Raw genomic sequence first — 24,307 nt, 5'->3', positions numbered from 1 at the left:
ACCCTGCAAGCATTAACTGAACGATTTGAGGTAGGTACACATACGGTAAGCTGGACCATTGTTGATGCTTCGGATAATGTGTATACCTGCGATATTAATATTGCTGTAATTGATGATCAGTTGCCAACCATTACCTGTCCTCCGGATGTGGAAGATGAAATTACCGATGGTGGTTGTGATATGGTAAGCGATGAAATTGCTGAACCTGAATTCTACGATAATTGCCCTGATCCAAGCTTAAGTTATCAGTTAACGTTTGAGGATGGAACAACAAGTGCTATCATAGCTGGTTCGGCCAGTGGTTATGCGTTCCCGGTAGGAAAAACCCAGGTGCGGTATATTGTTACCGATGCTTCGGGTAACCAGAACGATTGCAGCTTCCAGGTATGGATTAAAAACATTGATGATCCTCGTTTTGAAGTTATTTGTCCTGATGCCGCAGCATCAACCATCAGTGTTTCTGCCGAAGCTGGTTTATGCGATGCCGAGGTAACGGTACCAGCTCCGGTAATCGACAATTTCTGTGTGGAAAGCTTCACTGTTTCTTACCAGATTGATGGAGGCGCTTCGGTTTCGGTTACTCCGCCTGCTGCGGTAGGAACGGTTACAACCCTGCAAGCATTAACTGAACGATTTGAGGTAGGTACACATACGGTAAGCTGGACCATTGTTGATGCTTCGGATAATGTGTATACCTGCGATATTAACATAGAGGTTACGGATCTTCCACCGTATGTTGAATGCCCTGATCCGTATACTTATCAGGCTGATTTTAACCTTCCATACAAAGAGGATATTACTGTCGCTGATCCAACTTTCGGGGATAACTGTCCGAATCCAGTTTTGGAATGGACATTGGTTGAACCGGATGGAACAACCTACACCAGTGCAAATACCGGAATCAATATTCTGCCAAATCCAAGGAGATATTTTATTGGTGTTACCACGATAAGCTATAAGATTACTGATTCTTCCGGATTGACAGACGAATGCTCTTTCACGGTTACCGTAACCGGTCCGCCGGTTATTAACTGTCCTGCGGATTATCCGACAAACACCGATCCGAATGTCTGTACAGCAACCAGAAGCTCCGACAATTTTGGATTGCCAACGCTTCAGGAAGGTATTCAACCCATAACCTGGACCTGGACTATTTTTGATCCGGATGGTTCAGTCGGTGCTACGAATAGTAGTAGTCCTTTTGTTGGAAGTGCTGCTAATCCAGGGCCGCCTGCAATTCCTGATTATGCTTTTGAACCTGGGACATCAATCATTATATGGCGTGCGCAGAATATTTCGGGCTTCGATGAATGTTCACATCAGGTCAATGTAACAGATATAGAACCACCCGTTGTGTCGAGTACTGTACGTAACCTTGAAAGTTGTGATACCGATGTCATTACGGGACCTGCTATTTCAACGACGACAGCAAGTTCATCTTATGCTGAATTTACCAATGCAACAAATCAGGGCACAGCTACCGACAATTGTGCGATTGATGCGGTTGAATATATTGATGTGGTGAACGGTAGCTGTCCGATCGTTGTTATCCGAACCTGGACGGTTTATGATGTCAGTGGAAACAGCGCAAGTTGTGATCAGGAGATAAGGATTGATGATACGACGCCCCCAACTGTGACGCCTCCAACCGCGATTACTCTGGAAGGCTGCGATGAGGCGGATATAACAGCAGACGGAACATCTGCATTGTCCTATAGTGTTAGCGAAGTAACCATCAACCTGGCTCAGTTTCAGGCAGAAGGCGGAGATGCTTCTGATAACTGCAATATTAAGTCAATTACTTACTTTGATGGAACTCCTACAGGTATATGTCCTGTTGTTGTTGAGCGCACCTTCACCGTAACCGACGATTGTGATAATAGCACGCAGGTGACTCAATCCATTACGATTGACGATACTACCAATCCGACAGCCAGCAACCCGGCACCAGTCACTGTTGAATGTGCCGGCGATGTACCTGCTGTTGATATTGCGGTTGTTACCGATGAAGCCGACAACTGTACTGCTAACCCGGTTGTGGCTTGGGTAAGCGATGTGTCGGATAACCAAAGATGTCCGGAAACGATTACCCGGACCTATAGTGTAACGGATGACTGCGGAAACTCAATTAACGTTACGCAGACCATTACCATTGACGATACTACCAATCCGACAGCCAGCAACCCGGCACCAGTTACTGTTGAATGTGCCGGTGATGTACCTGCTGTTGATATTACGGTTGTTACCGATGAAGCCGACAACTGCACCGCTAATCCGGTTGTGGCTTGGGTAGGTGATGTGTCGGATAACCAAACATGTCCGGAAACGATCACCCGAACCTATAGTCTAACGGATGACTGCGGAAACTCAATTAACGTTACACAGACCATTATCATTGACGATACTACTAATCCAACAGCCAGCAACCCGGCACCAGTTACTGTTGAATGTGCCGGCGATGTACCTGCTGTTGATATTGCGGTTGTTACCGACGAAGCCGACAACTGCACCGCTAACCCGGTTGTGGCTTGGGTAAGCGATGTGTCGGATAACCAAAGATGTCCGGAAACGATTACCCGGACGTACAGCGTGACGGATGACTGCGGAAACTCAATTAACGTTAATCAGACCATTACTATTGACGATACCACTAATCCAACAGCCAGCAACCCGGCACCAGTTACTGTTGAATGTGCCGGTGATGTACCTGCTGTTGATATTACGGTTGTTACCGATGAAGCCGACAACTGTACTGCTAATCCGGTTGTGGCTTGGGTAAGCGATGTGTCGGATAACCAAAGATGTCCGGAAACGATTACCCGGACCTATAGTGTAACGGATGACTGCGGAAACTCAATTAACGTTACGCAGACCATTACCATTGACGATATCACTAATCCAACAGCCAGCAACCCGGCACCAGTTACTGTTGAATGTGCCGGCGATGTACCTGCTGTTGATATTACGGTTGTTACCGATGAAGCCGACAACTGTACTGCTAATCCGGTTGTGGCTTGGGTAAGCGATGTGTCGGATAACCAAAGATGTCCGGAAACGATTACCCGGACGTACAGCGTGACGGATGACTGCGGAAACTCAATTAACGTTAATCAGACCATTACTATTGACGATACCACTAATCCAACAGCCAGCAACCCGGCACCAGTCACTGTTGAATGTGCCGGTGATGTACCTGCTGTTGATATTACGGTTGTTACCGATGAAGCCGACAACTGTACTGCTAATCCGGTTGTGGCTTGGGTAAGCGATGTGTCGGATAACCAAAGATGTCCGGAAACGATTACCCGGACCTATAGTGTAACGGATGACTGCGGAAACTCAATTAACGTTACGCAGACCATTACCATTGACGATATCACTAATCCAACAGCCAGCAACCCGGCACCAGTTACTGTTGAATGTGCCGGCGATGTACCTGCTGTTGATATTACGGTTGTTACCGATGAAGCCGACAACTGTACGGCTAATCCGGTTGTGGCTTGGGTAAGCGATGTGTCGGATAACCAAACATGTCCGGAAACGATCATCCGGACGTACAGCGTAACGGATGATTGTGATAACCAAATCCTGGTTACACAAACCATTACAATAGATGATACAGAACTTCCGACCATCAGTTGTCCGGGCAACATGAACGATATTACCTGTGATGTTTCAGGACTGGAAGCCTTGAGTGGCTTTGCATTTTCATCGATACCGCAACCAATTGACATAGATGCATTTATTACGGTGGGTGGAACGGCATCTGATAATTGTGGTATTCAATCGTTGAGTTATCAGGACAGCCAAAGTGGCCCTTGTCCAACAGTGGTGACCAGGACCTTTACGGTTGTTGATTTGTGTAATAATTCAAGTAGCTGTGTTCAGACGATGACATTAAACGCACCAGCGGTCACCTTTAACGAACCATCCGGCTTAACGGTCGATGCCTGCGACTTCGCCGATCAGTCGGCTCTTGACCAGGCCATTTCAAATTGGGTTGACACTCAGACTACCACGCTGACCAACAGCATTGGCAATGGCTGTGATCCACAGGTTGCTCACGACTATGTAGCACAAAGCATCACGCTATGCGATGGCGGTAGTGTAAGCATAAACTGGACGATCACTGACTTGTGTGAGACCATCAACACATCGGCAACATTTACGCTCACGGCAGCTGATGCGATTACCTTTACCTGCCCTGCGCCGGTTAACATCCCCGCCTGCGAAACCCAAACAAATATTGAAACAGCATACAATGCTTGGGTTGCCGGTTTCGGCTTCGCTGGGGGGTGCAGTCCTATGGATAATCTAGCATCCATGCCGGCGCTTCCGGCTGATGCTTACGACAACGGAGCAGATTTGACTTTTACCTATACGGTGAATGATTTGTGTGCTACGGAAAGCTGTACATCAACATTTAGCGTCGAGCCGGATCTTATTGCGCCCACCTTCACATCACAGCCTTACGAGAATTGTGTGGATCGGTTGCACTGGGCGATTTATGACGAAGCTAACCCAATTCCGGTTTACAATCATAAGGATCCGAACCTGGAAAAATCGCCGGTGGATTACCGGACCATGCTTGCGGGCGAAACGTTCCTGGATGTGCAGGATCTGGCGGATAATTGTTGTGATTCGGATGACCTGACGATATACTGGCGCATTGACTTTGCCGATACGCCTGATCCAATTGACGGAACTCCGGTTAGTCATCTTTCCATTAGCGGAACCGGGCAACCTTCAGCTTACGGAAGCGAGATCCTGCTGTGGGGCGATGGGGTGACCTTTACAACAATTGTGCATACGATAAGCTATTGGGTGGAAGATTGCAACGGTAATGTATCGGAAACCCAAACTCAAAATATTACGATAACACCTAGACCTAAAATTATAAAAATGAACTAAAACGAGTGCTTATGAGATAAAACCAATGAATGAATTCGCCGAAAAGGATTTCGGTTTTCTGCCCGTCTCTTTCACAACCAGAGACCACCCGACCATCAAGCCGCTTAGGACCCGGCTTGATGGCCAAGGCCGAAGACAGAAAACCAGATCCGGACCGGTAAACCAGAAGCTAACTTCCCAACCAGGTTGGGAAGTTAGCTTGGCCTAACGAACGATTTCTTTTTGGAATTTCAGAGGGCAAGAAAAATTAATGAACCAAACATCCGACGGGATCGGCCGCAAGGCGTTTTCCCGGGATTAATAAACATTTTCACGAATGAAAAACACACAAATTAACAAACAATTAGATCGTAAAACTTAGTATTCATTTTAAATTTTGATACGATGAAAAAGCAAATTTTATTTCTAACCTTTTTGGTGCTGGCAGTTTTTGCCGGAACTAATTCTTTTGGGCAGTTGGTGTTGAATACAGAAGAGGACTATCTTGACGCAGCACCTACATGTACTCCAGCTATTCCGCTTACCTGTCTTTCAACTACTGACGAGTTATCCCCGGTCGCTGGTGTGCCATATACTTATGAAATCACCGTTAGTTCATCCGAATCTATCCATTGGTTTGTTACAGATGATACTAATATTATGACAGGGCAGGAAACGTTCACCGGGCAAATTGATCTCGGTGATGCGTCAGGTAATTATCTTCTAAGCTCAGATGCCAGTTATAACGATCCTGCCAATACGAGTGCATCAGTCACTTTGACTTGGAAATCTTTCGACGCTGCGACAAATACGGTACTGCTGGTCGCTTATGCCGTTGATGCAGCCGGGTGTACTGATAATATTGAAGTATATCGTATTGTACCTCAATACTCATTTACGCTTGACATCGCGGGGTTACTTGATGATGGTACAATAGGTGCAACAGAATGTGTCGCTCCGGTTCAAGATGCAACATACGATGCTGCTAATGACTTGTTGACCGTCACATATGGTACCAACTACGTCTTCTTTACCGTTAATGCCGCAAACTGGCAGACTTCATGGATGCCTGATAATTTCATTGCAACATCAACAGATGCTAATAGTACTTTGGGGACTCCGGAATGGGCTTATCCTGATGAAGCTACTACAGGAGGAACTTGGCGTGCAACAGACGGAACAGCCCAAGTCGAGGCATCACATTATGACGAGACAACGGGTATTGGAGGGTCTGTAGATGGATTTGTAGGTCAGGATGGGGCTTGTATTGTCGTTAGGGTACAGGTTGATCATGGCTCTACAACTGAAACTCTTACCGATGAAACAATTAACCTGGTTGTGAATGGTGAAATGATTAACCCTGCGACCAGTGCTTATGACGGAGAGTATCCCGATCTGGAAGAGCTTAACGACGCTAATGTTGCGTGCGAAAGTGATTTAACTTCTGATAACGCGGACTATACGATTACTGCACGACCTGATATTGACGAGGTAGATCCTACTCCATTTGAAGATAAAACTCCGAATGGTGACTAATGATTTAATAGGTTTTGCTTTTTCATAAATCAAGATATCCTCGCTCCGGTCCTTTAGGGGGCCGGGGCAGAGGCTTCGGTAAAAATGGAAAGGCAAAAGCAACAAAGAAGCTTTTTAGACTGTTGCGATCTTTGTGGTTGAAACACGCTTAGGACTTTGGGGCATCCGGGAGGATACGCCAACTGAAGGTGTCAGCTGAAAAGAAGCTGGTAGAAGGCCAGTAATAGGAACGAGTCCTGATTGGACGACTGATCGAACTTGTTAAATAAGACAATGATTTGAATACCATACACACGAACTAAAATTTTACGCATGATTATGCAACGATTATTGACATGACTTTTTTTCTTAAAAATTAAAAACGATTCATTATGAAAAAGCAATTTTTAATTCAGACTTTTTTGGCACTGGCACTGTTGGCCGGTGTGAATGATGCACTTGGGCAGGCAGTAGCCGGTAGTGCTACACGAGGTATCGTCTGTACAGATGGGCCACTAAGCCCCATTGCGGGGAAAGAGTACACCTATCAGGCCACCTCAAACCAAACGGGGGATTATACCTTTTGGTCGACCCAGGATATGAGCTTCATATCCACTGATGCGGCAGGAGTAACCACGACGAATATTGCAACCATGTTTACTTCGCCACAAACGACTCCAACAGGGACTGACTTGATCGCCACCAGTGCCAACTACGGTGTGGCCAATGCTGCCGACAATGTTCAGATTACCTGGTCGGATGCCACCTTAGCCAAGGCCACCGCTGCGACCCCCATCTTTGTAGCGGTGAATCAGCAGGGTACTTGTACCAATAATTTTGAAGCCTGGGCTATCCAGCCAATTAAGGCTTTCATCGTGGATATCAAGAACATTGATCCTGCTGATGGTACAACATCACTGGATTATGATACCGATGCTGAGACTTGTTTCGATGAGGTGCGCGGGGCAACTTATAATCCGGCAACGGGGGGGATCGAATACGACTTTGGTACACAGGTGCTGTATTTTGAAGTTGTTGCGGCCAACTTTACCGGGCACTGGGTACCAACTTTTACCCTGTCGGCACTGGGCACTGGCCAAACGGCAACCATTGAATGGGACTATGATTTGAATTTTAATGCTCCCAATGTGGCAACCTCAGGTGTAGAAAGTACGGTAAATGTTACTACCAACGAGGGAAGTACAACGAACGGGGTTTCCATTTATGTGCGGGTTACGATTTCCAACAATACCTATGAAGGTTTAGTTGCAGAGGATATTACGCTTACAGTAGATGGTGTCAATTCAGTCGGTGACTGGGATATTGAAAACAACAACCTTGCTGATGCAGGTCCGTTATGTAATCCTGGAACTCTGAATGATGGTATGGATGCGGCTACGCAAACGCTGACTCCACGTCCGGATGTACAAGAAGTTGCTCCTACTCCGCTTGTTCCGGGTAACGAAACAAACTAGGAGGGATCTGTTTTTATAGTGCTTTTTCATAACCAAGATATCTCGTCCCGGTCCGCCTTAGGATCGGGGCAGAGACCCTGGGGTGGAAAATGAAAAGGCAAAAAGATTGAAGGATTGTGAGTAGTGAGTAGTGAGTAGTGAGAAAGATAGACGGATTGATGGATAGAAGGAGTATACGTATCAAGGAAAGGAGGACAACATGAGTCGTAAGGAACCAAAGAACTGTGACAAGGAACAGGAATTTGATGTTAAGGAACAGGAAAAGTATGGGAAGGAATGGCTCAGGCGTCAAAAGGAATCCGAATCCCGTGAGAAAGAACATGGAAGAAGTGAAAAGGATAGAAGAACTTTATACGAAGGCACGACTGGAGGAAAGAGTCGTGAGTTACGAGTATCTGATATCTGACAACTGTGAACTCTAAACTGATAACTGATTTAAAATGAAAAACAAATGCCTATGAAACCTTTAGGAGCCAGGCCTCCGGCACGGAACACCGGAGCTTCGAACAAAGATGGGCCGCCTGTCTTTCGGCCGCCAACCGGTTGGGCGCACATTCGGGGCAAACCGCGCACACGCGAACCCGTGGCAGACCATCTGCCGGACAGCAATCACCCGCCATCCCATTCCCGGACCAGCACCGCTGGCTACCGAACAGGAGAGGAATGGTTGAAGGGGAGAAGGCGAGGCAGGCAGAAGGCAGTAGTGTGAAGGATAGAAGGACTTTATACGAAGGCACGAACACACGAAGGCAGGAAGGCATGACAGGAGGAAAGAGTCGTGAGTTACGAGTCGTGAGTCGCGAGAATCCAAGAATCAGAAATTATGGAACATGGAGGAAGGATATGATTAGCGAGAAGTGAGAAGGTCCGAGCATCTGAAAATCTGAATAAAAATTGAAAAATGGTCAAAGAAAAACAACAGTTCACCACCTCCCCCTCGCACACTCGGGGACTCCTCCTCAACAAGGAGGAGAAATGGGCAAGGCAGAACTGTCAACTGATAACTGTAAACCGATAACTGACAATTGACAACTGATTGACGTGAAACGATTGATGTACCATATAATCCGTCTGGCGCTGGCACTCTTGCCGGTGATGCTGACTGTGGCTTCTGCTACGGCCCAGATGCGTACGGTATATCAAGGCGAAACCACGGAACTGAGTATCGAACAACAGGCTGGCGACAGCTACACCTGGGATTTGTATAACGATCCGAGTGTCAACTTTGCGACAGTGGACGGCAATGCGTTTGACTCCGAAGCGTTCTTTGTAGCAGGCAACACCGGGCCAACCGTAAATGTTACCTGGCTTAAACCCGGTATCTATTTCTACCGCGTACTGGCGGTGGATGAGGAAGGCTGTACCAACAACCTGAAAGTGGGGCGGATTGAAGTGCTGGAAGCGCTGCCAACCGCCGAGCTGGCAACCAACGAAATCTGTATTGGCGATGCCGGCTTTATCTCCGTTACCTTAACCGGAACACCGGTTTGGGAGATTACACTTGAAGCAACAAACGAAGCCGGCGATGTCACGGATGTTTTAACCTACACGGTAGGCGAAAATGATTCGAATCCGTTCGATATTCAAGTTAACCCGACTGAAACAACCATTTACCGGGTTACCGGACTTAAAGACAAGTATGGCAATAACCTGGATCCATCGGAAAGTGTCACTTTAACGGTGCATCCATTGCCAGTGAATTCAAAAATTTATCGGGTAACGCAGTAAGACGGAAGAACGAAGGCACGAGGGCACGAAGACAATAGGAAGAAGGAGAAAGGTTAAAGGATAAAGGATAAAGGATAAAGGATAAAGGGAGAAGGCAGAAGTAAGAAGGAGAGAGTGTGAGAATAGGAGAGTGCGAGAATTTGGGAAACTGTGAATTGATAACTGACAACTGATAATAAAGGTATGAAGAGCGAGAAGAAAAACAGGCAGAAGGAAAGACAGGGAGAAGCGAGAAGGATTGAGGGATTGAAAGAGTCGTGAGTAGCTGGAAATCCGAGTATCTGATAATTGACAACTGAAGACTGATAATGAAGACACGAAAACACAAAGGCACGACAACTGACAACTGTGAACTGATAACTGATAACTAAATATGAACAGGCTGAAATACATACTAATGCTGCTGATGCTGACTGCTACCGTCCAGGTAATGGCCCAGGGAAGCTATGTCATTGATGAAGTATGTATTGGAGCCGAACGAACCTACCGTATCGAAGGAGAAGAAGGTTCTACCTGGGAATGGCAACTAACTGCTGCGGATGGCACCAATCAGCCATTGAGCAATCCGTCAGGAACCGGCTTTGCCGATAAAGCACAGGATGGCAGCCCCGTTTATGGCAGCGAGGTCTCGATCGACTGGAACGTGGCTCCCGGTATTTACAGCCTGTGGGTTCAGCAAACCAGCATCTTTACTTGTCAGGATCATGAGCTGGGAACCATCGAAGTCTTTCCGATTCCTCTGGCGAATGCCGGAGAAGACCTCACGGCTTGTCCAAATGAAACCATTGAACTAAGCAATGCCACGGCCAGCCATTACAGCAGCCTGCAATGGAACACCTCGGGCGATGGTACATTCACCGATGCCACGATACTGAATCCGGGCTACACCCCAGGCCCTAACGACTTGCAAAGAGGAAGCGTACGGTTAACTTTAAGTGCTATGGGACTGGCAAGTACCTGTCCTTCACGCATGAATGACATCACCATCACAATTCTGCCTCAAAACCTGCCTCCGGTAGCTATGGCTGATCAGGCTTCAACAGAGCACGCCACAGAAGTCATGATTGATGTACTGGCCAACGACTCGGATCCGGAAGGCAGCCTGGACGGCACAAGCTTGCAGGTAACCGCCGAACCCGCACACGGAACCTGGCTGGTGAATGACGACCACACCATTACCTATATTCCGGAGACCGGCTACGTAGGAGACGACCAGTTTACCTACCGCATTTACGACACCGACCCTTGCGAACCGCTTTACGACGAGGCTGTGGTGAGCATCTCCATTGCTTCGCCCAACCAGGCGCCTATTGCTGATGTGGATCGGTTTGTGGGGGCCTGCGAAAGTATTTTTGGTGATCTGCTGCAAAATGACTACGATCCGGACGGCGACCAGCTGGTCATTAACACCACGCCAATCACACAACCCGTGAATGGAACAGTAACGCTGTATGAAGATGGAACCTTCCTGTACGAATTTACTCGCGGCACCGCCTTTACCGACAGTTTCAGCTATGGGGTTTGCGACGACCATATCCTCACCCTATGCGACCAGGCCATGGTTTACATTACCGTGGAACTGGATACCGACTGCGACGGCGTACCTGATAACATCGACATAGATAAGGACGACGATGGTATTGTAGACTGGGTAGAAGGCGATGATTCGGTGGATACCGATGGCGATGGTATTCCCGATTACCTCGACATTGATGCGGATGGCGATGGTATTCCGGATAATATTGAAGCGCAGGAGTTCTATCCGTACGTACCTCCTTCCGGCGTGGATGAAAATGGCAATGGACTGGATGATATTTATGAAACCGATGGCCGCCTGGGATTGGATCCAATCGATACAGACAAGGATGGTATTCCGGATTACAAAGATACTGACTCAGACAACGACAATGTGCCCGATTATATTGAAGGTTATGACATTGGTGCCAAGGGAATCGCTGAGGTTGATCCACACCACTCCGACATTGACCGGGACGGACTGGATGATGGTTACGACAGCTTCTACGGAGGCGTCGACTACAACAGCCCGGATAGTCCGTACGGATCGAACCCGCACTTGCAGGACTTTGACGGAGATGGTATTCCTGACTGGCGCGATACCGATGATGACGCTGATGGTATCCCAACCAAATTCGAGGACTTGAACCTGAACGGTATTTATTACGATGATGACCTGGATGGCGACGGACATCCGGAGTACCTTGATATTAATGCTGACTGCGTCATGTTCATTCCTGATGCCTTCTCGCCCAATGGTGACGGCATCCACGACTACTTCCAGATTTTCTGTATTGAGAAGTACCCGAATGCCAAACTGCTGATTTTTGACCGCTGGGGTAAAAAATTGTACGAGCACGAGCATTACGGAAACCTGGATTACTGGGATAGCTTCGAGAAAGCCTGGTGGGATGGTACACGCACCAACGATGGTGGATTGGATCAGCAGAAGCTGCGGCCGGGCAACTATTTGTATGTGCTGGTTCGGGGAGACGGAAACAAGGATAGCGGAACGGTCATGCTATCTTACTAAAATTGATTAATATCGTGAGCAAGATGAAACGAAGCATAACATATCCAACAACGCACCAACCATTAGCACGGATGCTTATCCTGTTGATACTGGCCGTGCTGTGGGCTGTGCCTTCGTTTTCGCAATCCGACCCCATCTTTACCCAATACATGAACAGTATCCAAACCGTAAACCCGGCCTATGCGGGTATGTGGGACAAGGTAGGAATGCAGGTATTTACCCGTCAATACTATGTAGGACACGATCGTGCCCCGCTCACCCGGTCGATCATGTTCTACAAACCCATCAAAAATGAAAACAATGCCATTGGTCTGGATATTATTGATGACCGGCTGGCTTACGAGAAGAAGCTCACCATTACGGCTGACTATGTGTATCAGGTACGGTTGGACTGGAAAACCAACTTGCGCCTGGGACTAAAAGCGGGAATTGTGAATTACGACAACCTCCTGACCAAATACGAGTTATACCCCGATGGCATTGAAGACCCCATGTTCCTGAATGATGTGGATATCCGGCTGATGCCTACCTGGGGAATTGGTGCAATGGTTTATACCAAGGACTACTTCATCAGTTTGTCTATTCCACAGATTATTGCCAACAGCTTCCAGGCTAATCGTACCAATTATTCCTCCCTGGCCGATGTGCAGTACGCTTACTTAATTGGAGGTTATCTGTTTGGCACCCAGCGCCAGATTCGCTTCAAACCCACCATCATGGTGAAAGGGGCCATCAACGCTCCGGTGCAGATGGACCTTTCGGCCAACATTATGCTGTACGATAAACTCTGGCTTGGAGCCATTTACCGAACTACGCACACCGTAGCCGGCGTATTGCAGCTGGAAGTGATGCGCAACCTAAAAATCGGGTACGCCTTTGACTATTCGTTGTCGCAGGAATTCAGCAAATACCACTACGGAACCCATGAACTCCGAATGATTTACGAGTATGATTTCTACCGGCGTCCCTACACCAAGAAACGGTATTTCTAGGAGGCGAGAGCAGAGGGCGAAGAGCATGGGAAGAAGGAGATGCAAGGTTAAAGGGAACAAGGATAAAGGTTAAAGGCAGAAGGCGCTCACGAAGGCACGAACCCAGGAACACACGATCGCACGAACTGTCAACTGATAATTTATCCTGTGAAATTTGCGGAGTGCGTATTTCATAGGACCGACAACTGAAAACTGACAACAGTCTGCTTAACCGCCAAGACGGAAAGCATCGCAACGAACAGAGCACATGAGCTTATGAACTTTGTACTTTTTATTATCCGAAAATTCTGAAGTACTTTATTAATTCATTTTGATGATTTGGGGTCTGGGAGTGATGATGATCTCCCGTGTTTGGGGAGCTGACTCATTGCCGGCACAATCCTTAATCCAATAAGTGATGGTGTGGATGACATTTTGAAACGTTACGCCGTCACCATAAAAACGGATATTGCTGCCGTAGTTAGAGGGCTGGCCGATACCGGTAATTGGAGCCTGTGTTACATAGGTGTAAGGGGCTTCCAAGTCAGTCGGGTCGGGGGTTGGCGCAAAATCAATGCGCCAGCGAATGCTATAATTTGTAGAGCTGGCACAATTGTCACTTACTTCATGGCTGTCATCGAAGTTAATATCCAGGCGGGTGTCCCCGCTGATAAAATTGTACCAGTCGGGTCGGATTGGTACAATATCGTTGGTTTCTGGATTGTAAACGGCCTTTTGAATATTTTCGACACATGCTGTCATTGCTTGCAGATTGCCAATGACAGGAGCAGTTACATCCTGAGCGGTGATGGTTTGCGTATTGGTCGCTTCATTACCACACTCATCGGTAGCGGTCCAGGTACGGACAATAGTGTAGTTGCCATCACAGCTGCCCGGTGTGCGCTCATCAGAATATGTCAGGGTAATGTTATCTTCCTCTGAGCAATTGTCAAATACATAAGGCCATCCGGTGTCGTCAGGGTGGGGCGAATCACCGCACTCGATAGCGGTAGAAGCCGGGGACACGATGGTTGGAGAAGTGCGATCTACTTCTGTAACAGTTTGGGTGTAGGTGTCACTCGTATTCCCGCACAGGTCGCTGATCGTCCAGGTGATTGTGTGGACTTTGGATTGCGGACAATCTCCGTTTGCAACCGTGTAGGTTCTAAGCAGTGTATTTGGATCTAAACCACAGTCGTCTGAGGCTAGGGGCTCCCGGCTGGTAGCAGCTGCCAGTCCAGCTGCATCATTGCATTCAACAATTGCGTCCAGTTCTCCTTCATACGATTGCCATACGGGAGCTTCGGTGTCTTCAACAGTAATTACTTGCGTGAACGCAGTGCTGGTGTTTCCGCAGTCATCGCTTACCGTCCAGCTGTTGGTAATCGTGCCGGTATTGGGGCATGAACCAGCCGTTAAGGTACCGGTGGTTTTGACAAGATTTGTCACGTTGCCATCGCAATTGTCTACAGCCGTTGGAAACAAGGCCTGAGCTGCGGCCAGTGCTGCCGGATCGTTGCACGAAATGGTTTGATCCAATGCACCTGTCGTGGTTGCCCAGGTAGGCGCTTCTGTATCTACAATGGTGATGGTTTGGGTGTAGAGATCGGAAACATTACCACAGGCATCAGTCACGGTCCAGGTGTTGGTATAGGTGCCGGATTGGGGGCAGCTTCCAGGTGTAAAAGATCCGCTGATTTTGATACTATTTGTCACATCGGTGTCGCAGTTGTCATCAGCAACCGGGAATAAAGCTTGTGCTGCATCTAATCCGGCCTGATCATCACAATTCACTGTCCGGTTCAGTGCATCGGCAGCAGTTGTCCAGACTGGGGCGGTATTGTCATCGAATGTTATTCGCTGAGTGCAAACAGCAGTTAAGCCACCTAGGTCTTCTACGGTAAAGGTGCGAATCACTTCAATCGGGCAGGTGCCACTTTGGGTATCGGCATAATAATAATGGGTGATGCCGCAATTGTCAACCGCACTGGCTCCGGTGGCAGTGAATTCGGCCTCGGTAATTTCAACTGTTGTTTCGCTGTAGAGCAGCCCGCTAATGGTAGCCGGAATGCTGCATCCCTCCACGTCAAAGCCGGCTGGACAGGTAATCTCCGGAGGTGTATTGACTTCAATGGTAATAGTCACATCAGCAGTTACAGTACAGCCGTTCTCATCCGCAACAGTTACCGTGTAGGTGCCCGAGGCCAGTAGTGTTGCTGTTGGGGTGTTTTGTACGGGCGAGGTGTTCCACGAGTAGGTGTAGTTGCCAGTGCCTCCCGAAGCGGTCACAGTCGCTTTTCCGTTATAAGTTTCCACGCAGGTTTCGTTGATCACATCCGAGATTGTGGCCCTGAGTGCCTGATCCGGCTCGGTTATCGTAACCGAAAGCTGGTCGGTACAACCCTTGGCATCGGTTACCGTCAGGGTATAAGTGCCAGCGGTCAGATTGGCAATATCCTGGGTGGTTGCACCGGTATTCCAGAAATAAGAATAGGGGGGTAATCCTCCGTTGACAGCCACATCAATGGCCCCGGTAGCATCGCCTTTACATTTGATATTGGTTTGAGAAACCAGGTTGACAAGGGGAGGTTCCGTTACCGTAATGTCAACGGTTGACGAGATGGGAGGGCAATCGCCTGTCGGGTCGTTGGTGGTCAGGGTTAGCGTCACCGTCCCACTCAAGATAGAAGGCGTATAAGTTGATGTTAACGAGTTCGTATTGGAGAAGGTTCCACTTGGTGCGCTCCAGGAGGCGCTGGAAGCAGCCCCGGAAATGGAGCCGTTCAGCGTGATGGTACCTCCTGCACAAACTTGTTGTGGTTCACCGGCATCAACCGTTGCAGCCGGGTCAATGCGGACATGGAGGGTAAACGTACTCCCCAGACACGGACCTGAGGTGGGGGTAACCAGGTAGGTCGCCGTAACCGGCGCTGTGGTGGTATTGATCAGCGTTTGGCTCACCGATGTTTGGGGAATGGTTTGCTCCGATCCTCCTGTGAATCCGCTACCTGTAGGTGCTGTCCAGGTATAGGTAGTCCCCGCAGGCATCCCCGGAGCCATAAAATCAAAGGCTGTACCGTTACAGGTGGAAGTCGTTTGTGGAGAAGTCGTAATTGGTATGGGGTTTATAGTGACATCCACTTGGGCGGTTATGGGGCAGTTGAAATAATCGACTAATTCCAAGGTGTAGGTTCCTGCCTGGGCTTGTGTTACATTGGCGATGGATGGGTTAACTTCGGTCGAGGTGAACCCATTAGGGCCGCTCCATTTGTAAATGATTGGTTCATTGCCTCCGGTAACATTGGCCGTTAGTTGCAGCGTTCCGCCCTCGCAGGGTGAATTGGCTGTTGGCAGGGCAACAAAGGGGGTGGCATCCAGCGTACCGAAGGAAATATCGTCGATCCCAAAGTCGTTACCACTTGGTTCTGTATTGAGGTTGATAATCCGGATAACGGCTTTGGTGTTTGTTCCTGAGTTCCAAAGCGGCTGACTGTAAAATCTTACCCAGTTGTTTTGGTTAACTTGAGCATCACTGGTTGGTTTAGGGGCGATATTCAAATCTGCAATGGTTCCTACTTGTATGCCATTTACTTCAAACCGAAGACGAGCTGGAGACGATGGATTTAGATTCATTCCCCAAGCGCTGAAATAGTAGTTTGTGTTGGGGGTTACAGTGACTGTCTGTTCCCAAATTGTTTTTACAGGTGTGGTGGTGCTCCCATTAATAATCATGAAATTACTGCTTCCACTTGTGTGATCTTTTCCATAGAAATTGGAGTGGTAGTTGTTGGCATTTGTTCCCACCGCATATAATCCTTCCTCCCACAACTCTGTTTGTCCGGCTCCATCAACGGCATAGCCATAGCCCGTAGTAAAGCCTGTATTGCCTGCTTCAAAATCTCCATTGACAACCAAATTGTTGGAAATCGTCGTATTGCCATTCCCCATACAACCATTGGCATCGGTAACGGTCACTTCGTAGTATCCGGCCAGGTCCACCTCAATACTTTGGGTCGTTTCGCCGGTGCTCCAGAGGTAGGATGAGAAGCCACCGGTAGCTGTTAACTGTATCTTCCCGTTTCCGGTGCAGTAGTTGGCGGTAATCTCTACCTGGGGTTCGGGTCGGACATTCACCGTAGTCGAGTTGGTTCCAGGACAATCAATTCCAGGATAGGAGTAAGTTACCGTATAGGTCGTTGTCTCTTTGGGAGATACTGTCTGGTTGGCACTGTTAGGAATAAAGGTTGTTCCTGTAGGGGCAGAAGTCCAGGTAATTGTTGGAGTTTCTGAGGTTCCTGAAAGTGTTACATTATCAATAGCCCAATACCATCCCCATGATGCTTCGTATCTAAACCGTATGTAGAATGTCGACTCATTAATATAATCTTTAAGATCTATGAAGGAATGGTCAAAAGCGTTGGCATCGCCTTGAGTAGAAGTATATGTGTTGACAGTGGTCCAGTTGACATCATCGATTGAAACTTCAACTTGTGCACTTGAGCCAGAGTAGTGGCGGTAGTAGTGGTGAAAGTTTAGTGTTAAACTTGTATATCCCATGGTATTTATAGCGGGTGACTGTAATATTGTTGAAGTTGTACCATTGCTTCCCTGTGCATCACTATTTGATAAATAGAATTGACTATTATCATTTGAAGATATTCTTGGCTCTCCCTGAGAAGGCCTGTATTTGTCATTGCGTAGCCGCCAAGTTGCATTTGAGGGGTTGCCATCATAGGAGTTATTTGTTATCACCCAGTTGTTGGTTGAGCTATTGAATTTCTCCTCCAATAGAATTGGAGGCATTGTAATCACACTGGAAGAAGAAGTTAGGTTGATACTTTCGCCTGGGCAGATAAGGAGTTGTTCTTGAGGACTAATGGTGACTGAGGGAGCCGGCAGCACATTCACAATAACTGGATAGGTAGCTAAATTGGCACAGCTGTTTGATATTAGCGTGTAGTAATAGGTGACCGGAATAATGACATCTGTTGTATTGATTAGAACTTCATTGGGGTTTCCGGACCCGGATTGTTCTGTATTGCTGATTCCTGTGACTTCCGGGCGCCTCCACTCAAAAGCAGTACCTCCAGTAGAACTGGTAGGGGTATATGAAAAGGTAGAACCACTGCAAATGTTTGGAGGAAACCATGAACTGGTCAATGTTGGAGTTGGAGTAACCATGACGGTTACGTTTTGCTGATTTGTACAGCCATTGGCTGTTAGGTTATATACATAAGTAACAGGAATTGGATCAAGTGTGGTATTGTCTAGAATTTCATCCGGATCGTCATTCCCAAAGCCTTCCGAGTTGCTGATTCCGGGCACCTCGGCTCTAGTCCATGTGAAGATTGTACCTGCTGTTTCACTTGTGGGGATATAATTAAAAGGTGTGTTACTACATATTCCTGGCGGACTTAGTACGCTGCTTAGTACTGGTTTCTCAATGATCGTCACCTCTGTCTTTCCGGTTTGTAGCTGTTCACACGCCGTGGAGCTGGCATCACGCACACTCACTAATTCGTAGCTAAATGTTCCGGGGATGTTGGTGGGAACATCGAGCGTGGCAAAATCATTGCTGCCTGTTGTCGTAATTGTTTGGTTGGTACCGCCATCAACCGAATAGGTAAAGGTGTACGGAGGTGTACCACCACTACTGGTAAAGGTAACCACTGGTTCCGAATCATCCTGACAAACCGAAGGAGTGCTGACGGCTATCGTAGCTGTAGGTAGCGGATTTACGGTAACGGTTGCATTTTCGCTTTGAACCTGAGAACAGCCGGTGGCACCCTGCACACGCAGCAGGTTATAGGTGAAATTGCCATCGCTTGAATTCGTAGCAATGACAGTTGCCGTGTTTCCCGATGTTGTTGTTACCGTTTCCTCTGCTCCTCCATTGATGGTGTAGGTAAAGGTATAGGGCGGTGTGCTTCCCGAGCCGGTAAAGCTGATTAGGCTGGCATTTCCCTGGCAAACGGTTGTTGTACCGCTAATAGTGGCTGTGGGCAGCGGATAAATGGTAACGGTTTCGCTTAGTGTGTATGGGGTTTGGCAGCCGTTGTCACTTTCAACGGATAGGAGGGAATATACGTAAGTGCCGGTAGTGTTGGTCGGTATGGTTAAGCTAAGTGTGTTTCCCGAAGTGGTTGTTTCTGTAAGGATGGGCCCTCCGTTTATTCGGTAACGGAACGTATATGGTTCGGTGCCTCCCGTGCCGGTGAAGGTGATTACGGGTTCAGTGTCGTTCAGGCAACCCGAATTGCTGGAAGCAGTAATTGTAGCCGTTGGTAAAGGCTTAACGGTGATGGTCAGCTCATCAGTCATCGGCTGGGAGCAAGCGGTCGAACTGGCATCCTTTACGCTAATTAACCGATAGGTGAAATCCCCGGCAACTGTTGTTGGCGGATTCACGATTCGACTATTTCCGGAAATTGTAGTCAGAGGAGCTTGCTCAATACCATTGATGGAATAGATAAAGGTGAAGGGTGCGGTTCCTGCTGTTCCGGTAAAAGTAAGGATTGGAGAAGTTCCGTTTTGACAAACTTCGGAGACATTGGCTGAAAGGTCGGCATCGGGGCTTGAATTTACGGTGATCGAAACCGAGCCGGATTGGTTTTGCCCACAGTCATCATTTCCGGCAACAGCTACCAAGTCATATTTGAATATCCCGGATGCGGAAGTTGACTGATTAATTGTTGCTTTGCCTGAAGCATCGGAAACAATCTGCTGATTTACCCCATTATTCACTTTGTAAGTGAACGTGTAAGGGGCCTCTCCACCGTTTCCGGTAAAGGTGATTGTCGGCGATTCAGCCCCCTGGCAAACGGCTGTGGTGCCGTTGATGGTGGCAGTTGGTAACGGACTTACGCTTACGGTAGCTGTCCCGTTTTGACTCTGGCCGCATGTATTGGCATCGGTTACCCGCAACAGTTCATAGGTGAAATCTCCACTTATTGAGGTCGGTACGGATACTGTTGCAACATCGCTGGATGAAGTTGTACTTACGGTTCTCTCGGTTCCTTCGTAATCGAGATAGGTAAACGTATAAGGCCTTGTCCCGTTATCGCCGGTAAAGGTGATCACCGGCGAACCAGCTCCCTGGCAAACGATTTGGTTACCCAATATGCTGGCGGTTGGCAACGGGTTAACTGTGATGGTAGTTGAACTGCTTTGGGTTTGCTCACAAGCCTTTGCGCTGGCATCCTTTACGCTGATCATTTGGTAGGTGAAACTACCGTCAGTTGATGTATCCATTGGAATACTGATACTATTCCCATTGGCGGTTTGCACCGTTTGTGGTGGGCTACTATTCAGCGAATAGGTAAAAGTGTAAGGCGCTGTTCCCTTGCTTCCTGTAAAAGTGATTGACGCTGCTTCACCCAAGCAAACCGAATTATTGGATGGCGTTATCGTAGCTGTTGGTAGTGGGTTGACTGTGATATTGTAAGTAAGGGGTGTGCCAGTGCATCCGTTGGCCGTTGGAATTACGGTAATGGTTGCTGTGATGGGAGCAGATGTTGAATTGGTGGCGGTAAAGGACGGAACACTCGTAGGGCCGGATCCGCTGGAAGGCAGGCCTATAGCAGTCTTGTTATTGGTCCAGCTGAAGCTTGTACCACTTACCGCTCCGGTAAGCAGGGTTGCCGGTACAAGATCTCCCTGACAATAGACCTGGTCGGCTATGGGATCGACCGTAGCAGTTGGCTTTACTTGCACCCGAACAATCCGGCTAGCGGTACAGCCATTGGCGGATAGTGTAAAGGTATAGGGTACTTCAATAATAGCGTTTGTGGTGTTTATCAGAGTTTCAGAGATGATATTGCTGCTAGCCTGTCCTTCGCCATTAGCAATCCCTTCAATCTCATTCCGGTGCCAGCTTACATCTGTTCCACTTACTGATGGTACAGCTGTGTAGTTGAACACAGAACCGCTGCAAACCGGTGGCGGTGCTAATGAACTAAGTAAGGCAGGTGCAGGGAATACTGTGACAGTTAAAGTCTGGGTGTTTGTACAACCATTGGCCGACATATCGATCACATAGGTTACCGTTTTATTAGCAGCAGTAAGATTGATCAGTGTTTCATTAATCACTCCGGTTCCGCTTTTTGTCACCTCCTCCTGAGAGTTCGTGATACCGGTAACAGCTTTTCGTGTCCAGGTGAAGCCAACGTTTTCGGTATTACTGGTTGGCGTGTAATTGAAGGGGCTTCCGCTGCAAGCGTCATCAACCAAAGGAGAAGACAATTGGGGAGTCGGATTGACGGTGATGGTAAAGGTTTCCGAAGGACCGATACAGTCCTTGGCTTTAGGGGTAATTGTAATGGTTGCCTCAATCGGAGCCGCTGTAATATTGGTAGCCGTAAATGACGGAATTGCGGTAACATTGGATTGGTCTTCCAAACCAATAGCAGTTCCACCTGAAATGTCAAATACCACTCCGGCAGGCGATCCGCTTAGTGCGATCTCTGATGCTAATTCTTCGTTGCAATAAGTTTGGTTGGACGGGATTGTAACCGTTGGTAAGGGGAGGACGTCAAGCTGGATTTGATCGTCAGCAGAAAAACCATTTCCATCGGTTACTTTCACGGTGTAGGTGGTCGTGACCGCTGGATTGACGGTTATTATGTCCTGGGTAGAAGAATTACTCCATTCGTAAGTAAGCGTTGGGTCTCCCGTTGCGTTTGCAGTCAATGTCGTCGATTCTCCTAAGCAAATTGGATTCACACTAGGGGTTATGACTACGGTTGGAGGAGCTGCAGTAATTCCTGAGATCGCAAACTCACTGCTTGGCAGATCATAAATTGTAAGGGCGTTAGCGTTTGCGGCGAGGGTTCCTCTTTTTTCCCAAGAGCCTTCAGAATATAGCCCCATCGCTATTGCTGACTCGTTCCCTTGAATGTCATCATTATCATAATTGGCAGTCAAACTCACTAAAGGGTCTGTTACTCCATTGACTTTGATGAACCAGTACCGTTTTAAAAAGTTGTCTGTGTTTTTGTTTTGCGGATGTTTTACCCCATCGGTTGTAACCTCAAGAAATGCATCAGAATTAATTGTCCCTTTGACTTCGATATTGAATAGAATTTGATCGCTGTTGCTGTCAGCCAGCGGGAAATCGATGGAGCCAAATGAAGCTGATAAAGGCATTTGAATTGTATTTCCATTTGGATCAAATTGGCTATTGCCATCAATCGCATCTGGATTTAGCAGGACGAGGGTGTGCCCCTGCTTTCTCTCTTTGATTGCAATGTTAAAAAGAGGGATTTCACTTTCTAAATGAAAAGTGCTGGCAACTGGCGTTTGACTATTGCCAAATTGAAATGTTCCGCCGGTGATGGCTTTTAATCCTGAACCCCTCGGAATAAGAACATCCGAAAAGTTTGCGTCATTAGCCTGGGAAAAGATAAGGGTTCCGCCAGTCATGTTGAATGTTGAAGCGGAACGAAGCTGAAAGGTGGCTTCTGTGTCGTTTGTGTGTCCAATTTTAGCGAGATTGATGATCCCGCCGGAAATACTAAGGCTGCCTTCCCGAATATCAAGGCTTCCGGCAATGTCAATAGATCCGCCGGTAATGTTCATCGTTCCTTCATGGTCTTGAAGCAGACTATTGTTGGAGGTGCTGCCTAGAATTGCAGTTCCGCTACTTACCTGGAATAAACCTTTGTTTTCGATGTAGATGGCATCGGATCTAAAGGTGCCACCATTCAAGATGAGTCCGGCATTTGGCTCAATGGTAAAACCCGCATTGGAGGTGCAGTTGATAGTTCCAGTCGCATTTACCTGAATAAGCCCGGAGGTAGGTATAATGGTTCCCTCCAGCTCGATGGGGGCATTTATTTGAAGCGTGCTTGCTGCCTGTTTATTGAGAACAAGATGTTTGAAGACAGTTGTCGATGTTCCGTTAATAGCCCCATCCATACTTCCGGTAAAACTAACAGTGCTATTGGTTTCTGCTGTAAACGTCCCGTTGTTGGTCCAGTTGCCTCTTACTTCCAGTGCGGCTCCATCTTCCAACGTCAAGGATGCTTGGATAAGGATATCTTCAGCAACCAGGCTAGCTCCGCTTGTAATTGTTACGACATCATCAGCGTTGGGAATAATTCCGCCCTCCCAGGTGGTAGCTTCGTTCCATGGTCCTCCGTTAGTTGTTGAGCGGATGTGTTGTCCAGCTGTTGATTGTACCCAATTGGTGGTTGGTGTTGTTGAATTAAAATCAGAAACTTCGTTTTTAGAAATAGCAAGGTTTTCCGGTTCTTCACTACTAGGTGGAGAATGGAGTTCAGAAGAGGCTTTCGCAAATAACATACAAACCAATAGCACTCCTCCCAATACAGCTGTAAGAATCTTATTTGTCTGGGGCATTAAAAAAAACGATTCTTGCGTGTTGTTCGCCCAGCCATTTAGTTGTTAGCTGTCTTAGCTCACAATCAGGAAGGGCGCTTATTTTATTATTTTCTTGAATCTACCGTTTCCGATATGGAATTTCGGGAGGGTAAATCTCTTAAGCTTAATACTGTCTTGGTTGAATTGATGGCAATAAGCTGAGTAATTTTAATCGGCATTTGTATGACTTCTATTAACCGGTGTTTATTATTGAGCTATAGCGATCAATTCATTTGTCAAATATAGATAAAGAATAAGTTTTAATACATTCTATTTAACCTTAATTCTTTTTTCTAAAGAAAGGTGACCCCTTGTATTCTATTTCTTCGCTGGTGCGTTTTTATTTAGAAGAATTCTTATCTTTATTTGTAGCTGCCTTTGAGTGAGTTGTTTCAGAAGCCTTGTGGACACAGTGAAATTCAGTTTTTTGATTCTTTCATAGAGGGCAAAAGCCGATTACTTATTTAAATTTTTTCTGAAAGCAAATTTGGATCTTCACGCTATGCCGCATTTCATTCAATTTAATGAAATGCAAGAGTGAAGTGATTCAATTTCTGTAGAAGATGTTCTTTCACTTGAATGAGTTAAGGATTGTGATTAATCTTGTTTTTATGTTCGAATTTTGTTCTTTCTATTTGGGAGAAAGTGAACTTTATTCCTATGAACCCTTTTCCAGAGCTTACCAGAAAAGGCAAATTTTTATTGGAGAATTACATATGCAATACGTGACCATGAAATTATAAGCCATACACTTTTACTATCTTAGGAACGCAATCGGCAAAAGTGTGTTGGTAAGTAAC

At 47.2% G+C, this 24,307-nt stretch carries 10 protein-coding genes; 8 read left to right on the top strand and 2 right to left on the bottom strand.

The features are described from left to right. A partial coding sequence (locus Q1A18_RS13355) for an HYR domain-containing protein (protein WP_299581062.1) occupies positions 1 to 4,911 on the top strand: 4,911 nt, incomplete at its 5' end. Positions 4,912 to 5,295: 384 nt separating this feature from the next. Continuing rightward, a complete protein-coding gene (locus tag Q1A18_RS13350) occupies positions 5,296 to 6,426 on the top strand; it encodes a hypothetical protein (protein WP_299581059.1) in 1,131 nt (376 codons plus the stop codon). 191 nt (positions 6,427 to 6,617) lie between these two features. On the opposite strand, the gene Q1A18_RS13345 is transcribed toward Q1A18_RS13350, so the two are convergent. Next, a complete protein-coding gene (locus Q1A18_RS13345; protein ID WP_299581056.1) occupies positions 6,618 to 6,740 on the bottom strand; it encodes a hypothetical protein in 123 nt (40 codons plus the stop codon). Between the two features lie 57 nt (positions 6,741 to 6,797). On the opposite strand from Q1A18_RS13345, the gene Q1A18_RS13340 reads away from it, so the two are divergent. The 6 genes from Q1A18_RS13340 to Q1A18_RS13315 all read left to right on the top strand — a co-directional run bounded on the left by Q1A18_RS13340 (position 6,798) and on the right by Q1A18_RS13315 (position 13,148). Next, the gene (locus Q1A18_RS13340; protein WP_299581053.1) at positions 6,798 to 7,880 is read left to right on the top strand and encodes a hypothetical protein; all 1,083 of its coding nucleotides are present in this window, start codon (positions 6,798 to 6,800) and stop codon (positions 7,878 to 7,880) included. Between the two features lie 199 nt (positions 7,881 to 8,079). Continuing rightward, complete coding sequence (locus Q1A18_RS13335; RefSeq protein WP_299581050.1) at positions 8,080 to 8,286, top strand: hypothetical protein; 207 nt, start codon at positions 8,080 to 8,082, stop codon at positions 8,284 to 8,286. A gap of 51 nt (positions 8,287 to 8,337) precedes the next feature. After that, a complete protein-coding gene (locus tag Q1A18_RS13330; RefSeq protein ID WP_299581047.1) occupies positions 8,338 to 8,589 on the top strand; it encodes a hypothetical protein in 252 nt (83 codons plus the stop codon). A 332-nt stretch (positions 8,590 to 8,921) separates the two neighbouring features. Further along, positions 8,922 to 9,608, top strand: coding sequence for a hypothetical protein (locus Q1A18_RS13325; protein WP_299581044.1), 687 nt, complete (start codon positions 8,922 to 8,924; stop codon positions 9,606 to 9,608). Between the two features lie 373 nt (positions 9,609 to 9,981). Then, the gene (locus Q1A18_RS13320; RefSeq protein WP_299581041.1) at positions 9,982 to 12,156 is read left to right on the top strand and encodes an Ig-like domain-containing protein; all 2,175 of its coding nucleotides are present in this window, start codon (positions 9,982 to 9,984) and stop codon (positions 12,154 to 12,156) included. Positions 12,157 to 12,179: 23 nt separating this feature from the next. Beyond that, entirely contained in the window at positions 12,180 to 13,148 is a 969-nt protein-coding gene (locus tag Q1A18_RS13315) for a PorP/SprF family type IX secretion system membrane protein (RefSeq protein WP_299581038.1), read from the top strand. A gap of 300 nt (positions 13,149 to 13,448) precedes the next feature. Here the strand turns inward: Q1A18_RS13315 and Q1A18_RS13310 are convergent, their stop codons facing one another. Further along, positions 13,449 to 23,486: a PKD-like domain-containing protein gene (locus Q1A18_RS13310; protein WP_299581035.1), complete on the bottom strand. Its 10,038-nt coding sequence runs from the start codon at positions 23,484 to 23,486 to the stop codon at positions 13,449 to 13,451. Positions 23,487 to 24,307: the final 821 nt, after the last annotated feature.

This window comes from uncultured Sunxiuqinia sp. (assembly GCF_947495665.1).
Classification (GTDB): Bacteria; Bacteroidota; Bacteroidia; order Bacteroidales; family Prolixibacteraceae; genus Sunxiuqinia; species Sunxiuqinia rutila.
This window is presented reverse-complemented; position numbering and strand designations above follow the sequence as displayed.